The 26,319-nt window shown below is 61.6% G+C and carries 23 protein-coding genes; 13 read left to right on the top strand and 10 right to left on the bottom strand.

Annotated elements, in window-relative coordinates; genetic code table 11:
- Nucleotides 1–68: 68 nt before the first annotated feature.
- Entirely contained in the window at nucleotides 69–302 is a 234-nt protein-coding gene (locus tag AC07VH_RS10570; RefSeq protein WP_080698581.1) for a DUF3563 family protein, read from the bottom strand.
- A 435-nt stretch (nucleotides 303–737) separates the two neighbouring features.
- On the opposite strand from AC07VH_RS10570, the gene fucP reads away from it, so the two are divergent.
- Entirely contained in the window at nucleotides 738–2,039 is a 1,302-nt protein-coding gene (fucP, locus tag AC07VH_RS10565; protein ID WP_494787414.1) for an L-fucose:H+ symporter permease, read from the top strand.
- Nucleotides 2,040–2,104: 65 nt separating this feature from the next.
- Here fucP and AC07VH_RS10560 read toward each other — a convergent pair whose 3' ends face one another.
- A complete protein-coding gene (locus tag AC07VH_RS10560; protein WP_494787413.1) occupies nucleotides 2,105–2,998 on the bottom strand; it encodes a LysR substrate-binding domain-containing protein in 894 nt (297 codons plus the stop codon).
- 160 nt (nucleotides 2,999–3,158) lie between these two features.
- Here AC07VH_RS10560 and scpC point away from each other — a divergent pair, with 160 nt between their 5' ends.
- A complete protein-coding gene (scpC, locus tag AC07VH_RS10555; protein WP_494787412.1) occupies nucleotides 3,159–4,655 on the top strand; it encodes a succinyl-CoA:acetate CoA-transferase ScpC in 1,497 nt (498 codons plus the stop codon).
- Nucleotides 4,656–4,716: 61 nt separating this feature from the next.
- Here the strand turns inward: scpC and AC07VH_RS10550 are convergent, their stop codons facing one another.
- Together AC07VH_RS10550 and AC07VH_RS10545 are read right to left on the bottom strand one after the other, a co-directional pair.
- Nucleotides 4,717–5,088: a hypothetical protein gene (locus tag AC07VH_RS10550; RefSeq protein WP_077407401.1), complete on the bottom strand. Its 372-nt coding sequence runs from the start codon at nucleotides 5,086–5,088 to the stop codon at nucleotides 4,717–4,719.
- Between the two features lie 96 nt (nucleotides 5,089–5,184).
- Nucleotides 5,185–5,847: a TetR/AcrR family transcriptional regulator gene (locus AC07VH_RS10545; protein ID WP_475415492.1), complete on the bottom strand. Its 663-nt coding sequence runs from the start codon at nucleotides 5,845–5,847 to the stop codon at nucleotides 5,185–5,187.
- Between the two features lie 301 nt (nucleotides 5,848–6,148).
- Here AC07VH_RS10545 and AC07VH_RS10540 point away from each other — a divergent pair, with 301 nt between their 5' ends.
- Together AC07VH_RS10540 and AC07VH_RS10535 are read left to right on the top strand one after the other, a co-directional pair.
- Nucleotides 6,149–7,270, top strand: coding sequence for a M14 family metallopeptidase (locus AC07VH_RS10540; protein WP_475415491.1), 1,122 nt, complete (start codon nucleotides 6,149–6,151; stop codon nucleotides 7,268–7,270).
- 12 nt (nucleotides 7,271–7,282) lie between these two features.
- Entirely contained in the window at nucleotides 7,283–7,747 is a 465-nt protein-coding gene (locus AC07VH_RS10535; RefSeq protein ID WP_475415490.1) for a CYTH domain-containing protein, read from the top strand.
- Nucleotides 7,748–8,020: 273 nt separating this feature from the next.
- Here the strand turns inward: AC07VH_RS10535 and AC07VH_RS10530 are convergent, their stop codons facing one another.
- From AC07VH_RS10530 to AC07VH_RS10510, 5 genes are all read right to left on the bottom strand, one after another.
- Complete coding sequence (locus AC07VH_RS10530; protein WP_475415489.1) at nucleotides 8,021–9,274, bottom strand: DUF2863 family protein; 1,254 nt, start codon at nucleotides 9,272–9,274, stop codon at nucleotides 8,021–8,023.
- Between the two features lie 213 nt (nucleotides 9,275–9,487).
- Nucleotides 9,488–12,208: an aconitate hydratase AcnA gene (gene acnA / locus AC07VH_RS10525; protein ID WP_121670133.1), complete on the bottom strand. Its 2,721-nt coding sequence runs from the start codon at nucleotides 12,206–12,208 to the stop codon at nucleotides 9,488–9,490.
- Between the two features lie 85 nt (nucleotides 12,209–12,293).
- Entirely contained in the window at nucleotides 12,294–12,845 is a 552-nt protein-coding gene (locus tag AC07VH_RS10520; protein ID WP_326458835.1) for a hypothetical protein, read from the bottom strand.
- Nucleotides 12,846–12,858: 13 nt separating this feature from the next.
- Nucleotides 12,859–13,857: an HpcH/HpaI aldolase/citrate lyase family protein gene (locus AC07VH_RS10515; protein WP_494787411.1), complete on the bottom strand. Its 999-nt coding sequence runs from the start codon at nucleotides 13,855–13,857 to the stop codon at nucleotides 12,859–12,861.
- A gap of 111 nt (nucleotides 13,858–13,968) precedes the next feature.
- Complete coding sequence (locus AC07VH_RS10510) at nucleotides 13,969–14,958, bottom strand: malate dehydrogenase (RefSeq protein ID WP_070219190.1); 990 nt, start codon at nucleotides 14,956–14,958, stop codon at nucleotides 13,969–13,971.
- 305 nt (nucleotides 14,959–15,263) lie between these two features.
- Here AC07VH_RS10510 and AC07VH_RS10505 point away from each other — a divergent pair, with 305 nt between their 5' ends.
- The 7 genes from AC07VH_RS10505 to gltA all read left to right on the top strand — a co-directional run bounded on the left by AC07VH_RS10505 (nucleotide 15,264) and on the right by gltA (nucleotide 21,562).
- Nucleotides 15,264–16,139: a GntR family transcriptional regulator gene (locus AC07VH_RS10505; protein ID WP_494787410.1), complete on the top strand. Its 876-nt coding sequence runs from the start codon at nucleotides 15,264–15,266 to the stop codon at nucleotides 16,137–16,139.
- Nucleotides 16,140–16,445: 306 nt separating this feature from the next.
- A complete protein-coding gene (sdhC, locus tag AC07VH_RS10500) occupies nucleotides 16,446–16,868 on the top strand; it encodes a succinate dehydrogenase, cytochrome b556 subunit (protein ID WP_034752080.1) in 423 nt (140 codons plus the stop codon).
- 2 nt (nucleotides 16,869–16,870) lie between these two features.
- Complete coding sequence (sdhD, locus tag AC07VH_RS10495; RefSeq protein ID WP_034752078.1) at nucleotides 16,871–17,236, top strand: succinate dehydrogenase, hydrophobic membrane anchor protein; 366 nt, start codon at nucleotides 16,871–16,873, stop codon at nucleotides 17,234–17,236.
- 2 nt (nucleotides 17,237–17,238) lie between these two features.
- Nucleotides 17,239–19,020 (top strand): succinate dehydrogenase flavoprotein subunit, encoded by a 1,782-nt coding sequence (gene sdhA / locus AC07VH_RS10490; protein ID WP_099410104.1) that lies wholly within the window; start codon nucleotides 17,239–17,241, stop codon nucleotides 19,018–19,020.
- A 9-nt stretch (nucleotides 19,021–19,029) separates the two neighbouring features.
- Nucleotides 19,030–19,740 carry a succinate dehydrogenase iron-sulfur subunit gene (locus AC07VH_RS10485; protein ID WP_034752075.1) on the top strand — a complete coding sequence of 237 codons (711 nt, stop codon included), beginning with the start codon at nucleotides 19,030–19,032 and terminating at the stop codon, nucleotides 19,738–19,740.
- Nucleotides 19,741–19,857: 117 nt separating this feature from the next.
- Nucleotides 19,858–20,139, top strand: a complete 282-nt coding sequence (locus tag AC07VH_RS10480; RefSeq protein ID WP_034752073.1) for an FAD assembly factor SdhE — start codon at nucleotides 19,858–19,860, stop codon at nucleotides 20,137–20,139.
- A gap of 121 nt (nucleotides 20,140–20,260) precedes the next feature.
- A complete protein-coding gene (gene gltA / locus AC07VH_RS10475) occupies nucleotides 20,261–21,562 on the top strand; it encodes a citrate synthase (protein ID WP_034752071.1) in 1,302 nt (433 codons plus the stop codon).
- Between the two features lie 72 nt (nucleotides 21,563–21,634).
- Here the strand turns inward: gltA and AC07VH_RS10470 are convergent, their stop codons facing one another.
- Nucleotides 21,635–22,090 carry an MBL fold metallo-hydrolase gene (locus AC07VH_RS10470; RefSeq protein WP_494787409.1) on the bottom strand — a complete coding sequence of 152 codons (456 nt, stop codon included), beginning with the start codon at nucleotides 22,088–22,090 and terminating at the stop codon, nucleotides 21,635–21,637.
- 115 nt (nucleotides 22,091–22,205) lie between these two features.
- On the opposite strand from AC07VH_RS10470, the gene AC07VH_RS10465 reads away from it, so the two are divergent.
- Nucleotides 22,206–23,180 (top strand): LysR family transcriptional regulator, encoded by a 975-nt coding sequence (locus AC07VH_RS10465; protein ID WP_489630247.1) that lies wholly within the window; start codon nucleotides 22,206–22,208, stop codon nucleotides 23,178–23,180.
- A gap of 256 nt (nucleotides 23,181–23,436) precedes the next feature.
- Complete coding sequence (locus AC07VH_RS10460; RefSeq protein ID WP_494787408.1) at nucleotides 23,437–26,289, top strand: 2-oxoglutarate dehydrogenase E1 component; 2,853 nt, start codon at nucleotides 23,437–23,439, stop codon at nucleotides 26,287–26,289.
- Nucleotides 26,290–26,319: the final 30 nt, after the last annotated feature.

Here is a 26,319-nt window from a genome sequence, read left to right as displayed (position 1 = left end):
GGATGGCGCTATCGATGTTGCAACAGCCAATAATGGGCTGCCATGAGTGGCCAGGTATGGCGGCACTCTTAACGGCTCAGGCCGCTCATCCAGCTTGGCTGCGGGTTGGCACGGGCCAGTTCGCGCATGCGGTATTCCAGATCGTAACGGTCGGTCGATTCGGCCAGATAGGCTTCTTCGTAAGCGCGCTCGCGGCGGTCGCTGCTTTGGTTCAGCCAGGCGCCGACGCGTTTTGCGGCGTGGACCAGGGTGGCGACGATATTGCTGTTTTGCGTGGTGTGGTAGGTAAATGCGGTAGACATGGCAGACTCCTTATGTGGCGTGCCGCGTTGTGCTGCACTGCAATATAAGTATAGCGATTCCAAGTTATAAGGCTACTTTTGATTTCAAATGTCAGCTATTCAATTTTGAAATAACAGGCGGGAAAGCTGCGCAATACGGGGCTTTAAGGCATAATGCCGGCCAAGTATCGTAGTTTTACTACAAAACTGTTTTATCCCGGATGTTGTTTTCAGACGCAGCCCGCAGGCGTGCCGCGCCCACAAGACATCATTCTGACGAGAAACGGTCGGCCGTGCGCCTGCCGCGCGCGCGATTGCCGTGCCTGCCCCCGTATCGCTGATGGCAGTCATGGCCCACGCTGATATCTGCGTGGCGCTTGCGCGTCCTGGTGCTGCCCGGGTGGAAACGCTTCCATGCCTGGCAAGATCAACTTGGAATTGAAAAATGGAGAAGGTATGGAATACGTAAAGCAAGGCCAGGGCGTCCAGTCCGCACAGGCTGGCACGCAAAACAATACAGGCGCCCTGATCATTGTCACGGTACTGTTTTTCATGTGGGGACTGCTGACCTCGCTCAATGATGTGCTGATTCCCCATCTGCGCTCGATCTACACCTTGACCTATGTCCAGGCGATGCTGGTGCAGTTCTGCTTCTTTGGCGCCTACGCCATCGTTTCGCTGCCCGCCGGCATGCTGATCAAGAGAATCGGCTACCAGCGCGGCGTCGTCGCCGGCCTGCTGATCGCCGCCGCCGGCTGCGCCATGTTCTACCCGGCGTCCACCGGCAGCTATGCGCTGTTCCTGTTGTCCTTCTTCATCCTGGCGGCCGGCATCACCGTGCTGCAGGTGGCTGCCAATCCGTACGTGACGGAACTGGGCGACCCGCAGACGGCGTCGAGCCGTTTGACCCTGACGCAGGCGTTCAATGCGCTGGGCACCACCGTGGCGCCGGCCCTGGGCGGCATGCTGATTTTGTCCGGCACCGTGCTGACGGTGCAGCAGTTCGACCTGCTGCCGGCGGCCGAGCAACTGGCCTACCGCGCCAAGGAAGCCGCTTCCGTGCAGGGCCCGTACCTGGTGCTGGCCGCCACCCTGGTGATCCTGGCCGTGCTGTTCGCGCTGGCCAAGCTGCCGAAGATTTCGCATGCCGACGATGCGGCCGCCCTGGCGCAGGACGGCAACAAGGTCTCGATCTGGTCGCACAGCCACCTGGTGCTGGGCGCGCTGGCCATCTTCCTGTATGTGGGCGGTGAAGTCAGCATCGGCAGCTTCCTGATCAACTTCCTGGGCGAGAGCCATATCGCTGGCCTCAGCCACGCCGACGCCGCCTATTTCGTCAGCTATTACTGGGGTGGCGCCATGCTGGGCCGCTTCGTCGGCTTTGCCGTGATGCGCTATGTCAGCCCGGGCAAGACCCTGGCCTTCAACGCCGCCGTCGTCATCGCGCTGATCCTCGTCGCCGTGTTCTCCAGCGGTCATACGGCCATGTGGGCATTGATCGCCGTCGGCCTGTTCAATTCCATCATGTTCCCGACCATCTTCAGCATGGCCCTGAACAAGCTGGGTGCGCAAACGGGGCAAGGTTCGGGCATCCTGTGCATGGCCATCGTCGGCGGCGCCATCGTGCCGTTCATCCAGGGCTTCCTGGCCGACCACATCAACCTGCAGTTGTCCTTCCTCGTGCCGGCCCTGTGCTATACCTTCATTCTGTACTTCGGCTGGAAATACGCCAGCATGTACAACGACGACGCCAAATAAACCGCGCTGTCGCGAGCAAGCAAAAGGGTGGCCTCGGCCACCCTTTTTTTACGTCAGTGCGTGCGTCAGTGCGCGAATTGTGTGCCCAGCACGTCCTGGCACACTTCGAGCCAGGCGCGTGCCGCGTGCGACAGATAGCGCCCGCTCCAGACGTGCGCCACCTGCCACGCCACTTCCGGCTCGACGATGCGCACCGCCTCCAACGGTTCGCCGGCCAGGCGGTGGATGAACGGCTCGGGCAACAGGGCCACGCCCAGGCCGGCCGACGCCATCGCCACCAGCCAGTCCCACTGGCCGCTCTGCGCCGCGATCGTCGGCGTGAAGCCCGCTTGCGCGAAATGCTGGCGCAGGCTGCGCGTCAGCGCGAAATCATCTTTCAATAACACCAGCGGCAAGTCGGCCAGCGCCTTGAAGGGCAGCGTCGTGCGTTTTTTCTGGAACGTGCCCGGTTCGGCCAGGGCCCAGATCGGGTAGCTGGCCACTTCCACGGCCACGAGATCGAGCTCCGGGTCGGCCGGCAGCACCGTCATGCCGATTTCCAGTTCGCCGGCCGCCACCTTGCGCTCGATCTGCTGGCCCGTGTCTTCCTGCAGGGTCAGGCTGATGTTGGGATGGCGCGCGCGGAAGGCCTTTAATACGGGCGTAAACAGCACATTGATCATGGGCGGGATGCCCACTGTCAGGCTGCCGCGCTGCAAGGCCTGCGTGTCGCGCACTTCCAGGGTCAGCTGGCGCATGTTCGCCAGCATTTCCTGGCCGTGCTGGTAGACGATGCGGCCCGTGTCCGTCAGGGTCAGCTTGCGCCCGTCGCGCACCAGCAGCTGCGCGCCCACCTCGTCTTCCAGCTGGCGCACCATCTTGCTGATGGTCGACTGGGTCAGGTGCAGCGATTCGGCCGCCTGCGTAAAGCTCGACAGGCGCACGGTTTCCACGAAATAGCGCAGGGAACGGATATCCAAGAGGGTGCTCGGCAGTGGCAAGACATGAAAATATCGACTGGATGTGGCGAAATTAATTCATGCCATGCATGTAAGCGGGATTTTATACTGAAACCACTTATGGGGCTGGTGTATGACAGCCATCCAGTTTGAGAATATTAAGAATATCAGGAGCATCACGATGTACGAGGACCGTATCCGCCACCCAGGCTTGCTCAGCAAAATCATGAGCGCCGATGAGGCAGCCAAATTGTTCCACAACGGCATGCGTGTCGGCATGAGCGGCTTTACCCGTGCCGGCGACGCCAAGGCCCTGCCGCGTGCACTGGCCGAGCGCGCCCTGCAAGATCCATTGAGCCTGACCTTGATCACGGGCGCTTCGCTGGGCAATGGCAGCGACGGCCTGATGGCCGAGGCGGGCGTGCTGGCGCGCCGCATGCCGTTCCAAGTCGACCCTGTGCTGCGCGGCAAGATCAACAACGGCGAAGTCATGTTCATCGACCAGCATCTGTCGGAAACGGCCGAGCAGCTGCGCTCGGGCAACCTGGCCGCCGTCGATATCGCCGTCATCGAAGCGACGGCCATCACGGCGGCCGGCGCCATCATCCCGACCATGTCGGTCGGCAACTCCGCCGCCTTCGCCCAGCAGGCAACGCAAGTGATCATCGAAATCAACCTGTCCACGCCGCTGGCGCTGGAAGGCTTGCACGACATTTATATTCCGCAAACCCTGCCGGGCCGCGAGCCGATCCCCCTCACGCGCGTGGACCAGCGCCTGGGCAGCACGGCCATCGCCATCGACCCGGCCCGCATCGCCGCCATCGTCATCACGGACAGCCCCGACAGCCCGTCGAACGCCTTGCCGCCCGACGCGGAAACGCAGGCGATCGCCGGCCATGTGATCGCCTTCCTCGAAGGCGAAGTGGCGGCCGGACGCATGGGGCCGGAATTGCTGCCCCTGCAGGCGGGCATCGGCACCATCGCCAACGCCGTGCTGCACGGCCTGATCGGTTCGCCCTTCCAGAACATGACGATGTATTCGGAAGTGCTGCAGGACAGCGCCATTGAACTGCTCGATTCGGGCCAGCTGGCGTTCGCCTCGGCTTCGTCGATCACCCTGTCGGCCGCCGTGCACCAGAAGCTGATGGACAATATCGACCATTACCGCTCGAAAATCGTGCTGCGCCCGCAAGAGATCAGCAACCATCCGGAAATCGTGCGCCGCCTGGGCATCATCGCCCTGAATACGGCGCTCGAGTTCGATATCTATGGCAACGTCAATTCCACGCACGTGTGCGGCACGCACATGATGAACGGCATCGGCGGCTCGGGCGACTTCGCACGCAACGGGCAAGTGTCGATGTTCGTGTCGAAATCGGCGGCCAAGGGCGGGCGCATTTCCAGCGTCGTGCCGATGGTCTCGCACGTGGACCATACGGAACATGATGTCGACGTGCTGGTGACGGAGTGGGGTTATGCGGACTTGCGCGGCCTGGCGCCGCGCGAACGGGCGCCGCTGATCATCGAGCGCTGCACCCATCCCGCTTACCGGGACCAATTGCGCGCGTATTACGACGCGGCATGCCAGCGCGGCGGCCACACGCCGCACATCCTGGAACAGGCGCTGTCGTGGCATACGCGCTATCAGGAAACGCAGAGTATGCTGGCAGCGCAGTAAGTTTGCGTCAGCGCAAACACAGGGCAGGGCGGTGCAGCACCGCACCTGCCTTTTTCACTATTCAGTACATATGCAGCGCCTTGGCGCCCAGGCCCAGCAGGGCAAACGTGGTGGTGGCCTGGATGCCCATGAACCACAGGAAGTGGGTATGCATGTGCTTGCGGATGTCGCCCAGTTCCGTGCGCAAGGCATGGCAGTCGCCGCGCAGGTCGCCGCGAAATTGCGTCAGGTCGGCGCGCAGCAACTGCGACTCGTCGCGCAACTCCGTGCGCACCTTGTCGAGGCCCTCGCCAAGACGCTGTTCCAGGGTCTTGAACCATTGCCGGTCATGTTCCCGGTCCGTTTCCAGTTTTGTCAGGCGCGCTTCCATGCGTACAGCATTGTTCGCGCTTTGCTGTTTGTCAAGCCGGTCCGTGGCATAGGCATCGTTCATCTCGCACCCCTTCGCGCGGGCCGCGCTGCACCAGCGCAGGCGGCGTCACCCCACTGTCCGCCTTTTTGAGCGGCCCGGTTTGCGCTGGATCAAACGTCAGGAAGCTGGTGCAAAGCGCAGGCGGATGCCTGCCGTGACGACGGCCAGCAAGTCGTCGATATGCGCGTTCATTTCCGGGTGCGGCGTCCATGGGTCGCCCGCATCCATGACGATGCGCAGCGAAACGAGGCCGTGCAGCGACTGCCAGAAGATTTGCGTCATGGTGTGCAGCGCCGGCTCGTCCTGGCGTACCTGGCCCGCCTGCGCCAGTTCGCCGAACAGGTGCAGCGCGTAGGCATACGGGTCTTGCTCGATATTGCCGTGTTCCACTTCGACGGCGTCGACTTCCGCGTGCGGACGCAGCTCCATGAAGATCAGCGAATACTCGTCGGGATGCTGGAAGCCGTACTCGATGTAGGCGCGGCCGACCAGGCTGATGCGTTCCCATGGGTCCATGCTGGTGTCGCAGGCAGTGCGCATGGCGCGTACCAGTTCCAGCAAATCCTTGTCCATGGCTTGGGCGATCAGGGTGGCCTTGTCGCGGAACAAGGCGTACACGACGGTGGTGGAAAAGCCGGCCGCCTCGGCCACCTTGCGGATGGAAACGGCGCGCGCTCCGCCCTTCTTGATGAGGTCTTTGACGACGTCGATGATGTGCTCGCGCCGCGCCTGCGCTTCGCGTAACTTTCTTTCCTGAATATTGGTCAGCTTCTTGTCCACGACTCTTTCCTGGCGACTCTATGAAAGCTGGAATTATAGGGGGGCGATGGGCTGCCAATGTGTCTGGCATTGTTACAATTCAGTTTTTTGTCCGGCGGATGCGACAGTGGACCGATTTTTCGCGCTTTTGATCCGTGCTTTTCCATCGATGCCCCGGATTGGTGCATAAATCGCCGGGGCAGGCTTTGCGAATGGGGCCAAAGGGCGGAAAATAGCGGGATACCTTACACTGCGTTTTTTAGCGCGACGGCGGTGGCCCACGAGGCAGCGCCGGAACACTTACATTTGGACGGGATCATTGATGACCATTAAAATCAGCCAGAACTTCGACTCGGGCGCCATCGACGTGGTGAGCGCCACCAGCGCCAGCGCCATCGACCTGAACTTGCGCAAGGATAGCCACGCCGACATCCACCAGTGGTTCCACTTCCGCCTGCAGGGCGCGCGCGGCCAGGCATGCACGATGCGTTTCCTGAACGCGGGCCAGGCCACGTATCCGGCCGGCTATGAAGACTACCAGGCCGTGGCCAGCTACGACAGCGAAAACTGGTTCCGCGTGCCGACGGCGTTCGACGGCCAGGTCATGACGATCTCGCACACGCCGGAACTCGACAGCGTGTACTACGCCTATTTCGAGCCGTACTCGTGGGAACGCCATCTGCGTCTGCTGGGCGAAGTGGCCGAGCATCCGCTGGCGCGCGTCTCCGACCTGGGCAGCACGGTCGACGGCCGCGACATGAACATGGTCACCATCGGCAATCCGCAGGCGGAAAAGAAAATCTGGGTCATCGCGCGCCAGCATCCGGGCGAATCGATGGCCGAATGGTTCGTCGAAGGCTTGATCGACTCGCTGCTGGACGATGCCAACCCGATCGCGCGCAAGCTCTTGCAGCGCGCCGTGTTCCACATCGTGCCGAACATGAACCCGGACGGCTCCATCCGCGGCAACCTGCGCACGAATGCGGCCGGCGCCAACCTGAACCGTGAATGGATGACGCCATCGCTGGCGTCCAGCCCGGAAGTGCTGTGCGTGAAAAACAAGATCCACGAAACGGGCGTCGATATGTTCTTCGATATCCACGGTGATGAAGCGCTGCCGTACAACTTTGTGGCCGGCAACGAAATGCTGGAAAACTTCACGCCGGCGCAAGCGGCGCACCAGAAAGCCTTCATCGAGCGCTACAAGCAGGCCAGCCCCGACTTCCAGGACAAGTTCGGCTATGCGGCCAGCAAGTACAAGTCGGACATGCTGACCCTGGCGTCGAAATACATCGGCCACCACTTCGGCTGTCTGGCCTTGACGCTGGAAATGCCGTTCAAGGAAAACGCCGACTTGCCCGATCCGGCCGTGGGCTGGAATGGCGCGCGCAGCGCGGCTCTGGGCGCGGCCATGCTGCAGCCTATCCTGCTGTCGCTGGATTGAACGGCGTTGATCATGGGCGTCGAGATCGAGCGTAAATTCCTGCTGCAAGGCGATGCCTGGCGCGGCCTGGGCCAGGCGGTGCTGCTGCGCCAGGGCTATTTGTCGTCCGCGCGCGAGCGCGTGGTGCGCGTGCGCATCGAAGGCGAGCAGGCGATGCTGACCATCAAGGGCGCCAACGTGGGCGCGACGCGCGGCGAGTGGGAGTATCCGATTCCGCTGGCCGACGCCGTCGAGCTGCTCGACGGCCTGTGCGAACAGCCGCTGATCGAAAAATACCGCCACCGCATCGAGCACGCGGGCATGGTGTGGGAAGTCGATGAATTTCTCGGCGCCAATGCGGGCTTGCTCGTGGCCGAGATCGAGCTGGCGTCGGAAGACCAGCCCTTCGAGAAGCCGGAATGGATAGGCGCGGAAGTGTCGGGCGACGCGCGCTATTACAACGCGAATCTGATCCGCCACCCGTTCTCGCAGTGGTGATAGTGTTTTAAATGACGTTGAAATGAAAAAGGCGGAACCGAAGTTCCGCCTTTTTTATGTGCCAACGCTGTTGTCGGATTACGCCGTTCCGGCTAATCCGACCTACGGCCTGCCTTTCAACCATTGCATCGACACCTATTGCATCGACACCTCTTCAAACCGTAGCGAGCAAGCCCGATATCGGGTTGAGTAACGCAGCTGTACTAAAGGTACAGCGAGTAACGCCGACCCGAGAGCGGGCTGCGCAGTAGGTTTGAAGAGTGTGTCATCAGATCAATGGAAATGCTCGGTACCCTGCGGCGTATCTTCCGGCATTTCCGCATGCGCCAGCTCGCCGACCGGGTCGGCAAACAGGGGCGCGCCGCAGTCGTCGCAGTACTCTCCGACGAAGCGTTCCGCGTGGCGCTTGATCTGCGTCACGCCGGCGGCGTTCAGGTGCTCGATAATTTCATCGACGGGCGTCTTTTGCTTGTCCAGCGCGGCGATGCCGACCTGGATCAGGCCTTCGATCGGCGTGCCATCCTCGTCTTCCTGGCCGTACAGGGGCCAGACGATGCCGTAGATGACGTCCGGCGCCTGGCGCAGGGTGAAGGCGATGCGGTACTCGTCCACCTGGCCGTCGGCCGCTTCCTCGCCGAAGCCCGCGATGACGGCGCGCAGTTCCGACGGCTCGATGGCCAGCGTATGCGTCAGGTAGTGCACGGCCGCGCGCACGGAGACGGGGCGTATCAGCTTGTCCGCTTCGCGGCACGCCACATAATATGCTTCCGGCAGCAGCAATTCCAGGCCGCAGCCGGGCAGCAGGCGGGCGATGGTCGGCGTCGCCTGCGTGCGCCATTGTTCCAGGGCGGCGCTGCGCTCGGCGATGAAGTCGAGCTGGCTCGAAGGCGTCTGCCAGCGGAACAACGGTGCGCCGGCAGGCGCGACCACGGCCACCAGCAGGTAGCGCGTGTCGGCCAGGAAAGGCGCCGTTTCCGCCTCTTTGCTGGACGGCTTGACGGCCGTGCCCTTCAGGGCGGCCAGGGCCAGTTTCTGCGTCTTGGCATAGGTTTCGACGTGGCTGCGCGGCAACTGGTCGATCGAGTACAGGGTGGGCGCCATGGCCATCTTCGTGCCGTCGGCCAGCAGGTGGGCGGCGAAATGCGCCGACAGCACGCCGTGCGCATCGCCGGCCATGGGGCCGGAGGCGATGGAAAAGCGCGTCCACGCGAGGATGGGCACGGCCACCAGCAGGGCGTCGTAGCGCACGTCTTCATGCGTGACGACGGTCGATTCGCTGACGGCTTCAACGCAGTCCATCAGCACGTCGTAGGCGTTCAAGTCTTCCTTGAACAGGCTGCCCAGGGTGTTGTCGATGGTGTCCTGGTGGCCGGTTTTGAGTAATTTCTGGAGCTGCGTATCCAGGCTGTGTTCCCAGGACCGCTCTTCGAGACGGCTGGCTGCCTGTACGATCGCCTGGGCAAAGGTGACCAGGCGCTGGCTGTCGGCAGTCAGTTTATGGGATGAATCTTTGGAAGGACGACGCATAGCGGGATAAGAGTCTCGGAAAGTGAAAAAAATGGATCAGTCAAACAATGATAAACCCTTATAACCGTATTGTAGAGGATTCAGCCGCACGCAATACATAAGCTGTCCTCAGATCATGCCAATAGTCGAAATTTCAAGTCAGAACGGGGCATGGGGGCAAAAAAAAGCGCCGGTCGGAACCGGCGCTTTTATCTTACCTCACGGCTGGGCTGATTACTCGGCCAGCAGTTGACGCAGCACGAATGGCAGGATACCGCCGTGCTTGTAGTAATCGACTTCGATCGGCGTATCGATGCGCAGCAGGACCTTGACTTCCTGGCTGCTGCCGTCGGCGCGGTGGATCACCAGGGTAGCCAGTTGCTGTGGCTTGATTTCGCCTTCGAGGCCTTTCAGGTCGAAGGTTTCATTGCCGGTGATGCCCAGCGTCTGCACGCTGTCGTCGCCGATGAATTGCAGCGGCAGCACGCCCATGCCCACCAGGTTCGAACGGTGGATGCGCTCGAACGAACGGGTGATCACGGCTTTCACGCCCAGCAGTTGGGTGCCCTTGGCTGCCCAGTCGCGCGACGAGCCCGTGCCGTACTCTTCGCCGCCGAAGACCATGGTTGGCGTGCCTTCAGCAACATATTTCATCGCTGCGTCGTAGATCGACATCTGTTCGCCGGAAGGCTGGTGGATCGTGATGCCGCCTTCGACCGCCGAACCGTCTGCCTTGGCAGGGATCATGCGGTTCTTGATGCGCACGTTGGCGAACGTGCCGCGCATCATGATTTCATGGTTGCCGCGGCGCGAGCCGTAGGAGTTGAAGTCCGCTTTCAGGACGCCGTTTTCCTTCAGCCACTTGCCTGCAGGACCGTTTTCCTGGATCGAGCCGGCTGGCGAGATGTGGTCGGTGGTGATGGAATCGCCGAACACGCCCAGTGCGCGCGCGCCTTCGATGCCGGTGGCCACTGCCGCTGGCGTCATCGAGAAGTTGTCGAAGAACGGCGGTTCCGCGATGTAGGTCGATTTCGGCCAGTTGTAGACTTGACCGGACACGGTCGTGACTTTTTCCCACAGCTTGCCTGGCGCGCCCTTGACGTCGGCGTAGTTGTCCTTGAACACCTTGGCGTTCATGGCGAACTTCATCATGGCCGACACTTCAGCCGAGGTCGGCCAGATGTCGCCCAGGTAGACGTCCTTGCCGCCCTTGCCCTTGCCGACTGGTTCCGTCATCAGGTCGCGCGTCATGTTGCCGGCGATGGCGTAGGCGACGACCAGCGGTGGCGAAGCGAGGAAGTTCGAGCGGATGTTCGGGTGAATGCGCGCTTCGAAGTTGCGGTTGCCCGACAGCACGGCCGACGCGACGATGTCGTGCGTGGCAATCGCTGCGTTCAGCTCGGGCGTCAGGTCGCCCGCATTGCCGATACAGGTGGTGCAGCCGTAGGCGGTCACGCCGAAGCCCAGCTTTTCCAGGTACGGCAGCAGGCCGGCGGCGGTCAGGTATTCGGTGACGACGCGCGAGCCGGGAGCCAGCGAGGTCTTGATGTGCGGCGCGACCTTCAGGCCCGCTTCCACGGCTTTCTTGGCCAGCAGGCCGGCAGCCAGCATCACGCTCGGGTTCGAGGTGTTGGTGCACGAGGTGATCGCGGCGATCAGCACGTCGCCGTTCGACACTTTCACGCCGTTCGTCGTTTCGTACACGGCAGCCAGGTCGGCCGGGTTCTTGTTGAAGCCGTTTTCGGTCGTTGGCTTGGCGAACAGCTCGGCGAAGTTGGCCTTGACGTTGCCGATTTCGATACGGTCTTGCGGGCGTTTCGGGCCGGCCAGCGATGGCGCAACCGATGCCAGGTCCAGTTCCACCACGCGGGTGTAGTCGATGTCGCCCGCTTTCGGCACGCCGAACAGGTTCTGCGCCTTGAAGTAGCCTTCGAACGCGGCGATTTCAGCCTTGCTGCGGCCGGTGCCCTTGAAGTAGTCGATGGTCGCTTCGTCGACCGGGAAGAAGCCCATGGTCGCGCCGTATTCCGGTGCCATGTTGGCGATCGTCGCGCGGTCCGTCAGGGTCAGCGATTCGGTGCCTTCGCCGAAGAATTCGACGAACTTGCCGACGACTTTTTCTTTGCGCAGCAATTCGGTGATGGTCAGGACCAGGTCGGTGGCAGTGCAGCCTTCGCGCAGCGCGCCGGACAGGTTGACGCCGATGACGTCCGGCGTCAGGAAGTAGACCGGCTGGCCCAGCATGCCGGCTTCCGCCTCGATGCCGCCCACGCCCCAGCCGACCACGCCGATGCCGTTGATCATGGTGGTGTGCGAGTCGGTGCCGACCAGGGTGTCAGGGTAGTACACGTCGCCGGCTTTCTTGCCTGCGTGGTGCACGCCGCGCGCCAGGTATTCCAGGTTGACCTGGTGGACGATGCCGAAGCCTGGTGGCACGACGCCGAAGGTGTCGAATGCCTGCATGCCCCATTTCATGAACTGGTAACGCTCGTTGTTACGCGAGAATTCCAGCTTCATGTTCAGGTCCAGCGCCTTCTTTTCGCGGTAGTGGTCGATGGTGACCGAGTGGTCGACCACCAGGTCGACCGGCACCAGCGGTTCGATCTTCTTGGCGTTGATGCCCATCTTGGCGGCCACGTTGCGCATGGCGGCCAGGTCGGCCAGCAAAGGTACGCCGGTGAAGTCTTGCAGCACGACGCGCGCCACTACGAACGGGATCTCGTCGGTGCGCTCGGCGGTCGGGCCCCAGCTCGCCAATTGCTTGACGTGTTCTTCGGTGACTTTTTTGCCGTCGCAGTTGCGCAATACCGATTCGAGCACGATACGAATCGACACCGGCAGGCGGGAGACATTGATGCCCAGGCTTTTTTCCAGCGCAGGCAGGGAGTACAGCTTGCCCTTCTTGCTATCCGAAATATTAAAGTCCTTGAGCGTGTTCAGAGTGTTGCGGGACATGACCTCTCCTTGTTGGGTATCGTCTTATTGATTATTCAAATTACAAAACATGACTGAGCCCCCGAAGAGGCCCTTGCTACGCACATCAGCCGCCGGTCGCCGGCAGCACGCCCAGCGATGGCGCGGCTTCCACCACGGCCGCCGGCTTGGCTTGCTCCGCATCCTTGCATTCATTGGCCAGCTGGCGGCCCTGCTTGGAATCGAGCAGCATGCCTTTGGCCGGGATGCCGATCCAGACGAGACCATACAAGCGGTTCTCGAAGCGGTTGGCGCCGGTGGTGGTGCCAACGCGGCTCAGGCGGTGCAGGCGCTTCTTCCAGCGCAGGGCGATGTGTTTGTCGTCAGTAGCATTGGTGTAGATGGTAATTTTATTACCAAGTTCACAATTGAAATCGGTGGAGGCCGAGCCGGCGGTGTCCGGCTCATCGGACTCTTCCTTGTCGGCGACCGACATGGCCAGCGGATGCGCTTCCTTGGCGGCGGGTTTGGCCTTGGTGGTCTTGGCCTTGGCCTTTGGCTTGGCCTTGACTGCCTTGGGATTTGCCTCTGCCGTGGCAGCGAAGCTGGCCGGCGCCAGCGTGAGGGTCATGGCGCCCAGCGCGACGCTGCAGGCAATGGCTAATTTGGAGAGGGACATCGTGTAATTCCTGTCAGTTTTCAGTGGTGCTGGAAGAGGGGGCGTTGAGTAATGCAGCGGCCGCCTCGGGCAGGCCGAGGCCCGCCAGTTTGGCGCGTTGCAAAACGGTCCAATAATATCGGTAGCTGGCGCGGTCGTGCAAGCGGCCATTTTGCGCAATCGGTCCCCAGTTGGCGCGCAGCGCTTCATTCAGGATGTTGCTGGCCTCGTTGACTTCGGACAGACGCGGCGTGAAGGCCTTGATGATGGGCTTGATCTGGTCCGGGTGGATGCTCCACATGCGCGTGTAGCCGAACTCGGCCGTAGCGCGCTGGGCGTCGTTCGCCACCACGGCCGAATCGCGCACATCGGTCGTCACGTTATGCGACGGCACCTTGCCGTGCGCATGGCAGGCGGCGGCCACTTCGAGCTTGGCGCGCACCACCAGCGGGTGCGTGAACTGGCCCGGCGTGCGCATGGCGGCGGCGGGAATGGCGCCGTAGTGGGCCGAGACGAAATCCATGATGCCGAAGGACAGGCATTCGACCTGGGGCAGGGCGGCGATCGCATAGGCGTCGCGCAGCGCGCCGTGCGTTTCGATCAGGATATGCACGGGCAGGTTGTCGCGGCCGGCGCGGCGCGCGTGCAGGTTGATCAGGTCGATGGCCAGCATGGCGTCCTGCACGCCGCCCACCTTGGGCACGGCGATATAGGCCAGGCGCGATGCGGCGGTGCAGATGATTTCCACGTCGCGCGCGAAAAACGGGCTGTCGACGTCGTGCACGCGCACGCCGATGCGGTTGAACTGGTTGTCGTCGCTGGCCAGCAGGCCGGCGATCATCAGGGCGTGGGATTCTTCATTGCCGGCGCTGGCGCCGTCTTCGCAGTCGAACGTGATGTCGAACAGGGGGCCAAGCTCTTGTTGCAAAGCAATCGATTTACGCATCAGCTTTTCGGAGCCGGCGTAGTGGTCGCAAGCGGCGAGCAACAGCGGCTGGCGTTTGCCTTGGAATAAAACCTCGGAAGGGTGCATGCTTAAGGCATTTCTGCAGGTAAAAACTACTTGAGAAAACAGCCGCGCCGCGAATCTCGCGGAGCGGCCTTCTTTGGCGGGCGGCGCATTGCCGCGCCGCCAAAACTGGACTTAGGCCAGCAGGTGTTTCACGCCTTCGCGCTCTTCGGTCAGTTCCTTCAGGGTCAGGTTGATGCGCTCTTGCGAGAATGCATCGATTTCCAGACCTTGAACGATGGTGTACTCACCGTTGTCGGTGGTGACCGGGAAGCCGAACACGGTGCCTTCAGGGATGCCGTACGAGCCATCGGAAGGCACGCCCATGGTGGTCCACTTGCCGTTCGTGCCCAGCATCCAGTCATGGATGTGGTCGATGGCGGCGTTCGCTGCCGACGCTGCCGACGACAGGCCGCGCGCTTCGATGATGGCCGCGCCGCGCTTGCCGACGGTCGGCAGGAACACGTTGGCGTTCCATTCCTGGTCGTTGATCAGGTCTTTCACAGCCTTGCCGTTGACGGTGGCGAAGCGGTAGTCGGCGTACATGGTTGGCGAGTGGTTGCCCCAGACGGTCAGCTTCTCGATGTCTTTTACGGCGGTGCCGGTCTTGGCAGCGACTTGCGACAGCGCGCGGTTGTGGTCCAGGCGCAGCATGGCGGTGAAGTTTTTCGCCGGCAGCGATGGCGCCGATTTCATGGCGATGTAGGCGTTGGTGTTGGCAGGGTTGCCGACCACCAGCACTTTGACGTTGCGCGAAGCGACGGCGTCGAGCGCCTTGCCTTGCACCGTGAAGATCTGGGCGTTCGCTTCCAGCAGGTCCTTGCGTTCCATGCCTGGGCCGCGTGGACGCGCGCCAACCAGGACGGCCACGTCGACATCCTTGAATGCGGTCAGCGGGTCGGAGTGGGCGGTCATTTCCGTCAGCAGCGGGAAGGCGCAGTCGTCGATTTCCATCATCACGCCCTTGAGCGCCTTCTGGGCTTTTTCGTCCGGGATTTCAAGCAGTTGCAAGATGACAGGCTGGTCTTTGCCGAGCATGTCGCCATTGGCGATGCGGAACAACAGGGCGTAGCCGATCTGGCCGGCGGCGCCGGTCACTGCAACACGCATTGGGGTTTTAGCCATGATGAATCTCCAAAAATGGGAAAGAAAACGGGCTTGAAGCTGGGCTTACGCTTATCCGGAAAAACTATAATGATACCAAAACCGGCCCGCGCCACCGAATTGCTGGTGTACGCCGCCGTCACGCTTGTGCTGCACGAGGCCAGAGTGGCTGGCCGACAACATAAAACGCTGGCTCACAAGTTTTATCGAAGGCAGTGTAGGCCTCCGATCCCTATCTGTCAATCATATCTTATGTCTTATATAAGACAGATAACTGCGTGTGTTTTACTGGACGCGGGCGGTGATTTGTGTTGAAATGTCGGACTATGAATTCCGCCTCGTCCAATCTGACCAACAATGCCACTGCTGCAAGCGGGGCGGTCAGTCCGACCGCGGGCACCCCGGCCACGCCCGTTGCCGCCGCGGCCAGCACCGCCGCCCCCGTCGCCAGCGTGAATACCACTGCCGCGCCTGCCGCGAATGCTTCGCCCACCTTCAGTCCCCTGTATCAGCAGATCAAGGCGCTCATCACGCAGAGCCTGCAATCGGGCGAATGGAAGCCGGGCGAGCTGATTCCCAGCGAAGTCGAGCTGGCGGGGCGCTTCAAGGTCAGCCAGGGCACGGTGCGCAAGGCCATCGATGAGCTGGCTGCCGAGAACCTCGTCATGCGCCGCCAGGGCAAGGGCACCTTCGTGTCCACCCATCATGAGGCGCGCGCGCATTTCCGCTTCCTGCGCCTGGTGCCGGACGAAGGCGTGCCGCATTACCCCGAAAGCAAATTCATCGAAGTCAAGCGCGTGCGCGCGCCGGCCGACGTGGCGCGCCTGATGGATCTGAAGTCCGGCGACGCCGTCATCTTCATCAAGCGCGTGCAGTATTTCGACGGCGTGCCGACCATCGTCGAGGAGCTGTGGCTGCCCGGCCTGATCTTCAAGGGCCTGACGGCCGAGCGCCTGGTGGAATACAAGGGCCCCATGTACGGCCTGTTCGAGACGGAGTTCGGCACGCGCATGATCCGCGCGTCCGAGCAGATCCGCGCCGTGTGCGCCGACGCGGGCGCCGCGCAACTGTTGAATATCGATCTCGGCACGCCCTTGCTCAGTTCCGAGCGCGTGTCGTTTACCTACGGCGACAAGCCCGTCGAACTGCGCCGGGGCTTATACCTGACCAGTCGCCATCATTATCAGAATGAACTCAGCTGAAGCGGCGGGGTGCCCGTGGGCGCCCGGACAAGCGGCAAGGCTGAAGTGCATCGCTTGCAAGATGCCTGCCGCAAGGCGGGCAACGGAGACAACGGAAAGCGCAGCGACAGCATGGCCCGCCCCGGCGGGCCGTGTTTTGCCGGCGATTCTGTAATTAAATTACGTGAACTACGGAAAGTAGCGCGGTATTTTGTAGTAAAAAACCATTTTGGTTATATGTGACAATAGATATTGGTATGGGTTGCGAAAATCGGCGAAAATCGCGGCTTCAATATTTAGTTGAAATTCAAAGGGGAGGTTTTTGTTATGTCTGAAGCCGTAAGAGAAGTACCAAAAAAAGAACGGCCGCAATTCCGTAACATTCATGTTACCGAATTGTCGAACTACCGCATGGCTGTCGGCGCCATCGTCTCGATCCTGCATCGTATCAGCGGTTTCATCATTTTCGCCTTGCTGCCATGCATCTTGTACATGCTGGAACTGAGCCTGCGTTCCGAAATGTCCTACGCCTACTTCCAGGGCATCGCCTCGCACTGGTTCGTCAAGCTGATCACCCTGGGTCTGGTCTGGGCCTTCCTGCACCACTTCTGCGCCGGTATCCGCCACCTGTTCATGGATGTGCACGTTGCCATCGAAAAAGATTCGGCACGCAAGACCGCGTCGTCCGTGCTGGTCGTGAGCCTGGTGTTGACGGCCTTGGTCGCTTTGAAACTGTTTGGAGTATTTTAAACATGGCAGACAATAATATCGGACCGAAACGCCTCGTCGTCGGTGCCCATTACGGCTTGCGCGACTGGCTGGCGCAACGCGTCACCGCCATCGTCATGGTGGCTTATGTGGCCATCCTGCTTATTTCTTTCCTGACCGGCAGCAACTTCAGCTATGAAGGCTGGGCCGGTCTGTTCGCACAGCAGTGGTTTAAATTGTTCAGCCTGGTGACCTTCGTCGCCCTGTTCTACCACGCATGGGTCGGCGTACGCGACATCTGGATGGACTACGTGAAAAGCGCTGGCCTCCGTCTGACCCTGCAAATTGCCACCATGCTGTGGTTGATCGCTTGTGCCGGCTGGACGGTACAGATACTCTGGAGTGTGTAATCGTGGCAGCATATAAATCTGCAATCCCTACCCGCCGCTTTGATGCGGTCATCGTTGGCGCCGGCGGTTCCGGCATGCGTGCGTCGTTGCAGCTGGCTGAAGCCGGCCTGAACGTCGCAGTTCTGTCGAAAGTCTTCCCGACCCGCTCGCACACCGTGGCAGCGCAGGGCGGCATCGGCGCGTCGCTCGGCAACATGGCTGAAGACAACTGGTTCTGGCACATGTTCGACACCGTCAAGGGCGGCGACTATCTGGGCGACCAGGATGCCATCGAATTCATGTGCCGCGAAGCACCGAAGGTCGTGTACGAACTGGAACACTTCGGCATGCCGTTCGACCGCAACCCTGACGGCACCATCTATCAGCGTCCGTTCGGCGGCCACACGGCCCACTTCGGCGAAAAGCCGGTGCAGCGCGCCTGCGCGGCAGCCGACCGTACCGGTCACGCCCTGTTGCACACCCTGTACCAGCGCAACGTGCGCGCCCGTACGCACTTCTTCGTCGAATGGATGGCACTCGACCTGATCCGTGACGCCGAAGGCGACGTGATCGGTGTTGTTGCGCTGGAAATGGAAACCGGCGAATGCATGATCCTGGAAGCAAAGACGACGGTCATGGCAACGGGCGGCGCAGGCCGCATCTTTGCTGCGTCGACCAACGCCTTCATCAACACGGGCGACGGCATGGGCATGGCGGCACGCGCCGGCCTGCCGCTGCAGGACATGGAATTCTGGCAGTTCCACCCGACCGGCGTGGCCGGCGCGGGCGTACTGATCACCGAAGGCGTGCGCGGCGAAGGCGGCATCCTGATCAATAGCGAAGGCGAACGCTTCATGGAGCGCTATGCGCCGACCCTGAAGGATCTGGCGCCGCGCGACTTCGTCTCGCGTTCGATGGACCAGGAAATCAAGGAAGGCCGCGGCTGCGGTCCTAACAAGGACCACGTGATGCTGGACCTGCGCCATATCGGCGCCGACACCATCGCCAAGCGCCTGCCGTCGATCCTGGAAATCGGCCACAAGTTCGCCAACGTCGACGCCACCAAGGAACCGATTCCTGTCGTGCCGACGATTCACTACCAGATGGGTGGCATCCCGACGAACATCCACGGCCAGGTCGTCACGCCGACCGGTCCGGATAATTCGGCCAAGGTCGTCAACGGCCTGTACGCGATCGGCGAATGCGCCTGCGTTTCCGTGCACGGCGCCAACCGCCTGGGCACGAACTCGCTGCTCGACCTGGTGGTCTTCGGCCGCGCGGCCGGCAACCACATCGTCAACAGCGGCCTGAAAGCCAAGGAAAACAAGCCTTTGCCAGCCGATGCTGCCGATTTCGCCATGGGCCGTCTGCAGCGCCTGGAAAACTCGACCGGCACGGAAACCGTGCAGGGCGTGGCGAACGACATCCGCGCAACGATGCAGAAGTACTGCGGCGTGTTCCGTACCGACGAGATGCTGAACAAGGGCGTCGAAGAAATCATGAAGCTCGACGAGCGCCGCAAGCACGTCTCCTTCAAGGATAAATCGATGGTCTTCAACACGGCCCGCGTGGAAGCGCTGGAGCTGGACAACCTGATCGAGACGGCGAAAGCGACCATCGTTTCGGCGGCGGCCCGCAAGGAATCGCGCGGCGCGCACGCCCAGGACGACCATCCGCAACGCGACGACGAGAACTGGATGAAGCACACTCTGTGGTATTCGGAAGGCAACCGACTGGAATACAAGCCGGTCGTGACCAAGCCGCTGACGGTTGATACCTTCAAACCGAAACCACGTACTTTCTAAGGCTATACCATGGCACGCACTCTCAAATTCAAAATCTACCGCTACGATCCTGACCAGGATGCCAAGCCGTACATGCAAGACCTGACGGTCGAACTGAAAGACACCGACAAGATGCTGCTCGACGCACTGCAGCGCATCAAGGCGGACGTCGATGACTCGCTGGCCCTGCGCCGCTCGTGCCGCGAAGGCGTGTGCGGTTCGGACGCGATGAACATCAACGGCAAGAACGGCCTGGCATGCACCACCAACCTGAACGAACTGTCGGAGCCTATCGTGCTGCGTCCGTTGCCAGGCTTGCCGGTCATCCGCGACCTGATCGTCGACATGACGCAATTCTTCAAGCAGTACGATTCGATCAAGCCGTTCCTGATCAACGATTCGATCCCGCCTGAAAAAGAACGCCTGCAGTCGCCGGAACAGCGCGAAGAACTCGATGGCCTGTACGAGTGCATCCTGTGCGCATGCTGCTCCACGTCCTGCCCGTCGTTCTGGTGGAATCCGGACAAGTTCGTCGGCCCGGCCGGCCTGCTGCAAGCCTACCGCTTCATCGCCGATTCGCGCGACGAAGCCACCGGTGCGCGTCTGGACAACCTGGAAGACCCGTACCGCCTGTTCCGCTGCCATTCGATCATGAACTGCGTCGACGTCTGCCCGAAAGGCTTGAACCCGAACAAGGCGATCGGCAAGATCAAGGAATTGATGGTCCGCCGCGCGATCTGATCCTCCTGATCGCGTCCGCCGGGCGCCGTTTGCCGGAAGAGGGTATCCTCTCTTGCCTGCAGGCGGCGCCTGCAAAGCAGCACCGTGCCGCAAGGCACACGTAAAGTGGTAAACCAAATGACAGAATCAATTTTGTCCTCGCATCAGGCCGACCCGGCCAACCGCGCCCGCCTGCGCTGGCGTTCACGCCGTGGCCTGCTGGAAAACGACATTATCCTGACCCGTTTTCTCGATGCGTATGAAACCGAATTGACCGATGAAGAAGTTGACGCGCTGACGCGTTTGCTGGATTTGTCGGACAATGCGTTAATGGATCTGGTACTGGCCCGTAAAGAGCCGGAAGGCGAAGTCGATCTGCCGCATGTGCGCGCACTGCTGCAACGACTGCGCATTGCCTAGACGCCTGGGCGATATATTGCAAACGGTGCGAGTGGCGCGCTGTAGCACTGCCGAATGCGGTGCGAATTGCAGCCAGAATTTTTGATTTTAATTTCGACTCACTCCCGAGAAGGAAGAGCCCATGAATATCTCTGACACAAAAGCTACCCTGTCGTTCTCCGATGGCAGCCCATCGCTTGAATTTCCAATCTACAAAGGCACGGTTGGCCCGGACGTCATCGACATCCGCAAACTGTACGCCGGTAGCGGCAAGTTCACCTACGACCCAGGCTTTATGTCGACGGCCGCCTGCAACTCGTCGATCACCTACATCGACGGCGACAAGGGCGAACTGCTGTACCGTGGTTACCCGATCGAACAGTTGGCCGTCAACGCCGACTTCATGGAATCGTGCTACCTGCTGCTGAACGGCGAACTGCCGAACGCGGCGCAGAAAGCCAAGTTCGTCGACACCGTCACCAAGCACACGATGGTGCACGAACAGATGCAATTCTTCTTCCGCGGCTTCCGCCGCGACGCGCATCCGATGTCGGTCCTGGTGGGCACCGTCGGCGCGCTGGCATCGTTCTACCATGACTCGCTGGACATCAACGACCCGCGTCACCGCGAAGTGTCGGCCATCCGCCTGATCGCCAAGATGCCGACCCTGGTCGCCATGACCTACAAGTACTCGGTCGGCCAGCCGTTCGTGTACCCACGCAACGACCTGTCGTACAGCGCCAACTTCATGCACATGATGTTCGCCAACCCGTGCGAAGAGTACAAGGTCAACGACGTGCTGGTACGCGCCCTGGACCGCATCCTGATCCTGCACGCGGACCACGAGCAGAACGCATCGACGTCGACCGTCCGTCTGGCCGGTTCGTCGGGCGCCAACCCGTTCGCCTGTATCGCTGCCGGTATCGCCTGCCTGTGGGGCCCTGCCCACGGCGGCGCCAACGAAGCGGCACTGAACATGCTGAAAGAAATCGGCACCGTCGAGAACATCCCTGCCTTCATCGCGCAAGTCAAGGACAAGAACTCGGGCGTCAAGCTGATGGGCTTTGGCCACCGCGTGTACAAGAACTTCGATCCACGCGCCAAGCTGATGCGTGAAACCTGCTACGAAGTGCTGCAAGAACTGGGTCTGCAAGACGATCCGCTGTTCAAGCTGGCGATGGAGCTGGAAAAGATTGCACTGAACGACGAATACTTCGTGTCGCGCAAACTGTACCCGAACGTCGACTTCTACTCGGGCATCGTGCAATCGGCGCTGGGCATTCCTGTGTCGCTGTTCACCGGTATCTTCGCTATGGCCCGTACGATCGGCTGGATCGCCCAGTGGAACGAAATGATCGCCGACCCAGAGCAAAAGATCGGCCGTCCGCGCCAGCTGTTCGTCGGTTCGACCACGCGTGAAGTGCTGCCACTGGACAAGCGTTAATCCAGAGCGGTATCGAGCAAACAAAAAAACGGGCTTCGGCCCGTTTTTTTATGCGCGCGGAAGAAGCATGACTCAGTCGAGCGCCGCCAGCAGCGACCGCAGGCAAACGCTGCCGCCTTCGAGTTGCAGGCTGGCGCCTTCGTGAATGTGCGGCATGACGATGCAGCGCGGCGCATTGTGCTTGAGGATGCCGCCCCAGTGGGCGACCCTGGCGCCGGCCTGGCGGCGGATCGCCTCGACCGTCGCGCCGCTGGCCAGGATGAGGGCTTGCGGAAAGGCTTGCCGCAGCACGCCCAGGCCGAAGTACGCTTGCGGTTCGGCCGCGCTGATATAGATGGTGGTCAGGCGCTTGCCGCTGGCGGCGATGGTGTGCGCTAACTGCGCCGCATCGTCGCGCAGGAACTGGGCATTGACGAGGATGGCGTCGGCCACGCCGCTCAGCAGCAGCGAAGTGGACGGCGCGCGGCCCAGCACATCCAGTTGGAAGGTTTCCAGCGTGCGTGCGGGGCGGGCGGCGCGTGCAAACATATTATTCTTTCTGCATTAGATGCTCATGTCGCATATTATCCTTTCGACCAGGCGCGACAAATAGGGTAGATTGCAATACTTAGTTGCATGGATCGGATGAATCAAGGGAGTACGCATGGACCGCATCACCGCCGCACAAGTATTCGTCGCCATCGCCGAGCGTGGCAGCATGGTGGCCGCCAGCGAGGCGCTCGACATGTCGCGTGCCATGGTGACGCGCTACCTGGCCGAGATGGAGCAGTGGGCGGGGGCGCGTCTGCTGCATCGCACCACGCGCCGTTTGAGCCTGACGGATGCGGGCGAGGCCACCCTGGCGCGCTGCCGGCAGATGCTGGACGTGGCCGGCGCCATGGCTGTCACCTCGCCCGAAGGCCTCGACACGCCGCATGGCTTGCTGCGCATCACCTGTTCGCAATCCTTGGCGCAGACGGCGCTCGCTGGCGCAGTGACCGCTTACCTGCGGCGCTACCCGCGCGCCGCCGTCGACCTGCAGATGGAGAACCGCGCCGTCAACCTGGTGGAACAGCGCATCGACCTGGCGATCCGCATCACGAACGCGCTCGAACCGAACCTGATCGCGCGCCAGCTGGCCAGCTGCGCCTCGGTGGTGTGCGCCGCACCATCGTACCTGGCGGCGCACGGCACGCCGCGCCGGGCGCAAGATCTGGCCCTGCACAATTGCCTGACCTATACGTATTTCGGCAAGAGCCTGTGGCAATTTACGCATGACGGGGAAGCGCTCACTGTCCCCGTCAGCGGCCGTTTGTCGGCGAATGAGTCGCTGGTCCTGCTGGTGGCCACGGTGGCGGGGGCGGGCATCGCCATGCAGCCGCGCTATTCGGCCGCGCCGCTGATCGCCAGCGGGCAACTGGTGGAACTGCTGCCCGCCTACCAGCCGCAGGACATGGGCATCTATGGTGTCTACACTTCGCGCCAGCACATGTCGCCGCTGCTGCGCACCATGCTCGACTTCCTGGTGGAGTGGTTTGCCGGCGATGCCGATTGGCTGGCCGCCATCGCGGCAGCGCCGGTGCCGGGTAGACCAGTCGGGCGCAGGCGGCACGCCGGCCGGGACAGGGAAGTACCGTAAGCGCAACAGTAAAAGGCCGGCAAGCCCGGGAAAACCAACAACACAGCTTACATTTGCTTGCCAAATAAAATCAACATGCAGTTGTTGCGTTACAATACCGCGTGCTATTCTAAATGACGGTATGCAGAATGCTGGTGCAATAAAAAAGCCCTTCCCCACAACTTGATGTGCAATCCGCTAACCGGTCAGGCCGTGTCGCGGAAGGTTAGATTAACCCGCTAATTCCTCGCGAAGCGCGAAGAAAGGTGAGCAATATATGCAGCAATTAACGACCAACTCCTACCTGTTCGGTGGGAATGCTCCGTACGTGGAAGACCTGTACGAGGCGTATCTGAACAATCCAGGCTCGGTCCCCGATAACTGGCGTTCCTACTTCGACGCCATGCAGCACGTGCCTGCCGTCGACGGCACCAACAAGCCTGACGTGGCGCATGCCTCCGTCGTCGCCTCGTTCGCCGAGCGCGCAAAAGCAGGTCCGATCCGCACGGTGACTGCTTCCTTCGATGCTGAAATGGGCCGCAAGCGCGTCGCCGCCACGCAGCTGATCGCCGCTTACCGCTACCTCGGTTCGCACTGGGCCAACCTGGATCCGCTGCAACGCCAGGAACGTCCGATGATCCCGGAACTGGAGCCGAGCTTCTACGGTTTCACCGACGCGGACATGGACACCGTGTTCAACATCAGCAATACCTATTTTGGCCCCGAGACCGCCACCCTGCGCGATCTGCTGAACTATCTGCGCGATACCTACACGCGTTCGATCGGCGCCGAATTCATGTACATCTCCGATCCGGCCGAAAAGCGCTGGCTGCAGGAGAAACTGGAATCGATCCGCTCCACCCCGAATTTCACCCCAGAGAAAAAAATCCACATCCTCGACCGCCTCACCGCGGCGGAAGGCCTGGAACGCTATCTGCACACCCGCTACGTGGGCCAGAAGCGCTTCTCCCTGGAAGGCGGCGAAACCTTCATCGCCTCGATGGATGAAACCATCCAGCGCGCCGGCGAAAAAGGCGTGCAGGAAATCGTCATCGGCATGGCCCACCGCGGCCGCCTGAACGTGCTGGTGAACACCCTGGGCAAGGCGCCGCAGGAGCTGTTCGAAGAATTCGAAGGCAAGCATGGCGACGACCTGCCTGCCGGCGACGTGAAATACCATCAAGGCTTCTCGTCGGACATCTCCACCGCGGGCGGCCCGGTCCACCTGTCGCTGGCGTTCAACCCGTCGCACCTGGAAATCGTCAACCCTGTGGTCGAAGGTTCCGTCAAGGCCCGCATGGATCGCCGCGGCGACGTGCACGGCGCGCAAGTGCTGCCTATCCTGGTGCACGGCGATGCCGCTTTCGCCGGCCAGGGCGTGGTCATGGAAACGCTGAATCTGGCGCAGACCCGCGGCTACGGCACGGGCGGCACGGTGCATATCGTGATCAACAACCAGATCGGTTTCACCACCTCGGATCCGCGCGACTCGCGCTCGACCCTGTACTGCTCGGACGTCGTCAAGATGATCGAAGCACCGGTCCTGCACATCAACGCCGATGATCCGGAAGCCGTGGTCCTGGCGACGCAGATCGCGCTCGACTACCGCATGGAATTCAAGAAGGACATCGTCCTCGACATCATCTGCTACCGCAAGCTGGGCCACAACGAGCAGGATACGCCAGCACTGACGCAGCCGCTGATGTACAAGCGCATCGGCCAGCACCCAGGCACCCGCAAGCTGTACGCGGACAAGCTGGTGGCGCAAGGCGTGATCCCTGCCGATGGCGGCGACAAGATGGTGGCCGCGTTCCGCGACGCCATGGACGCCGGCAAGCACACCGTCGATCCGGTCATCTCGAACTTCAAGAACAAGTACGCCGTCGACTGGCTGCCGTTCCTGAACAAGAAATGGACCGATTCGGCCGACACGGCCGTGCCGATGACGGAACTGAAGCGCCTGGCCGCGCGCATCACCACCGTGCCGGAACAGTTCAAGGTCCACTCGCTGGTGGAAAAAGTCCTGGGCGACCGCGCCACCATGGGCCGTGGCGAAATGAACCTGGACTGGGGCATGGGCGAACACCTGGCCTACGCATCGCTGGTATCGTCCGGCTACGCCATCCGCCTGACGGGCCAGGATGCGGGCCGCGGCACCTTCGTGCACCGCCACGCCGTGCTGCATGACCAGAACCGCGAGCGTTGGGATGCGGGTACCTACATTCCGCTGCAAAACGTGTCGGACAACCAGGCACCGTTCACCGTCATCGACTCGGTGCTGTCCGAAGAAGCCGTACTGGCCTTCGAATACGGCTACTCGACCGCTGAACCGAACACCCTGACGATCTGGGAAGCCCAGTTCGGCGACTTCGCCAACGGCGCGCAAGTGGTGATCGACCAATTCATCAGCTCCGGCGAAGTGAAGTGGGGCCGCGCTTCGGGCCTGGTGATGATGCTGCCGCACGGTTACGAAGGCCAGGGTCCTGAGCACTCGTCCGCGCGTCCAGAGCGTTTCCTGCAGCTGTGCGCAGACAACAACATGCAAGTGGTGCAGCCGACGACGGCTTCGCAGATCTTCCATTTGCTGCGCCGCCAGATGGTGCGCCAGTTCCGCAAGCCGCTGGTCATCCTGACGCCGAAGTCGCTGTTGCGCAACAAGGATGCCGGTTCGCCGCTGACCGATCTGGCCAAGGGCGGTTTCCAGACCGTCATCGGCGAAGTCGACGACAAAATCGACGCCAAGAAAGTCAAGCGCGTGGTCGCCTGCTCGGGCAAGGTCTACTACGACCTGGTCAACGCACGCAAGACCCGCGGCCAGACCGACACGGCCATCGTGCGCCTGGAACAGCTGTATCCGTTCCCGCACAAGTCGTTCGCTGCCGAACTGAAGAAGTTCCCGAACCTGGTCGAAGTCGTCTGGGCGCAGGACGAGCCGCAAAACCAGGGCGCCTGGTTCCAGATCCAGCACAACATCTTCGAAGGCCTGGAATCGGGTCAGCGTCTGGCCTACGCCGGCCGCCCTGCCTCGGCGTCGCCTGCTGTCGGTTACTATGACAAGCACTACGCCCAGCAAAAAGATCTGCTGGAAACGGCATTCTCGAAGCTGAAAGGTTTTATCCTGACCAAGTAAGGATAACGGGCGCCGTGCGATGCGCATTGC

It is taken from the genome of Janthinobacterium sp. GW821-FHT03C10, assembly GCF_059420865.1.
This window is presented reverse-complemented; position numbering and strand designations above follow the sequence as displayed.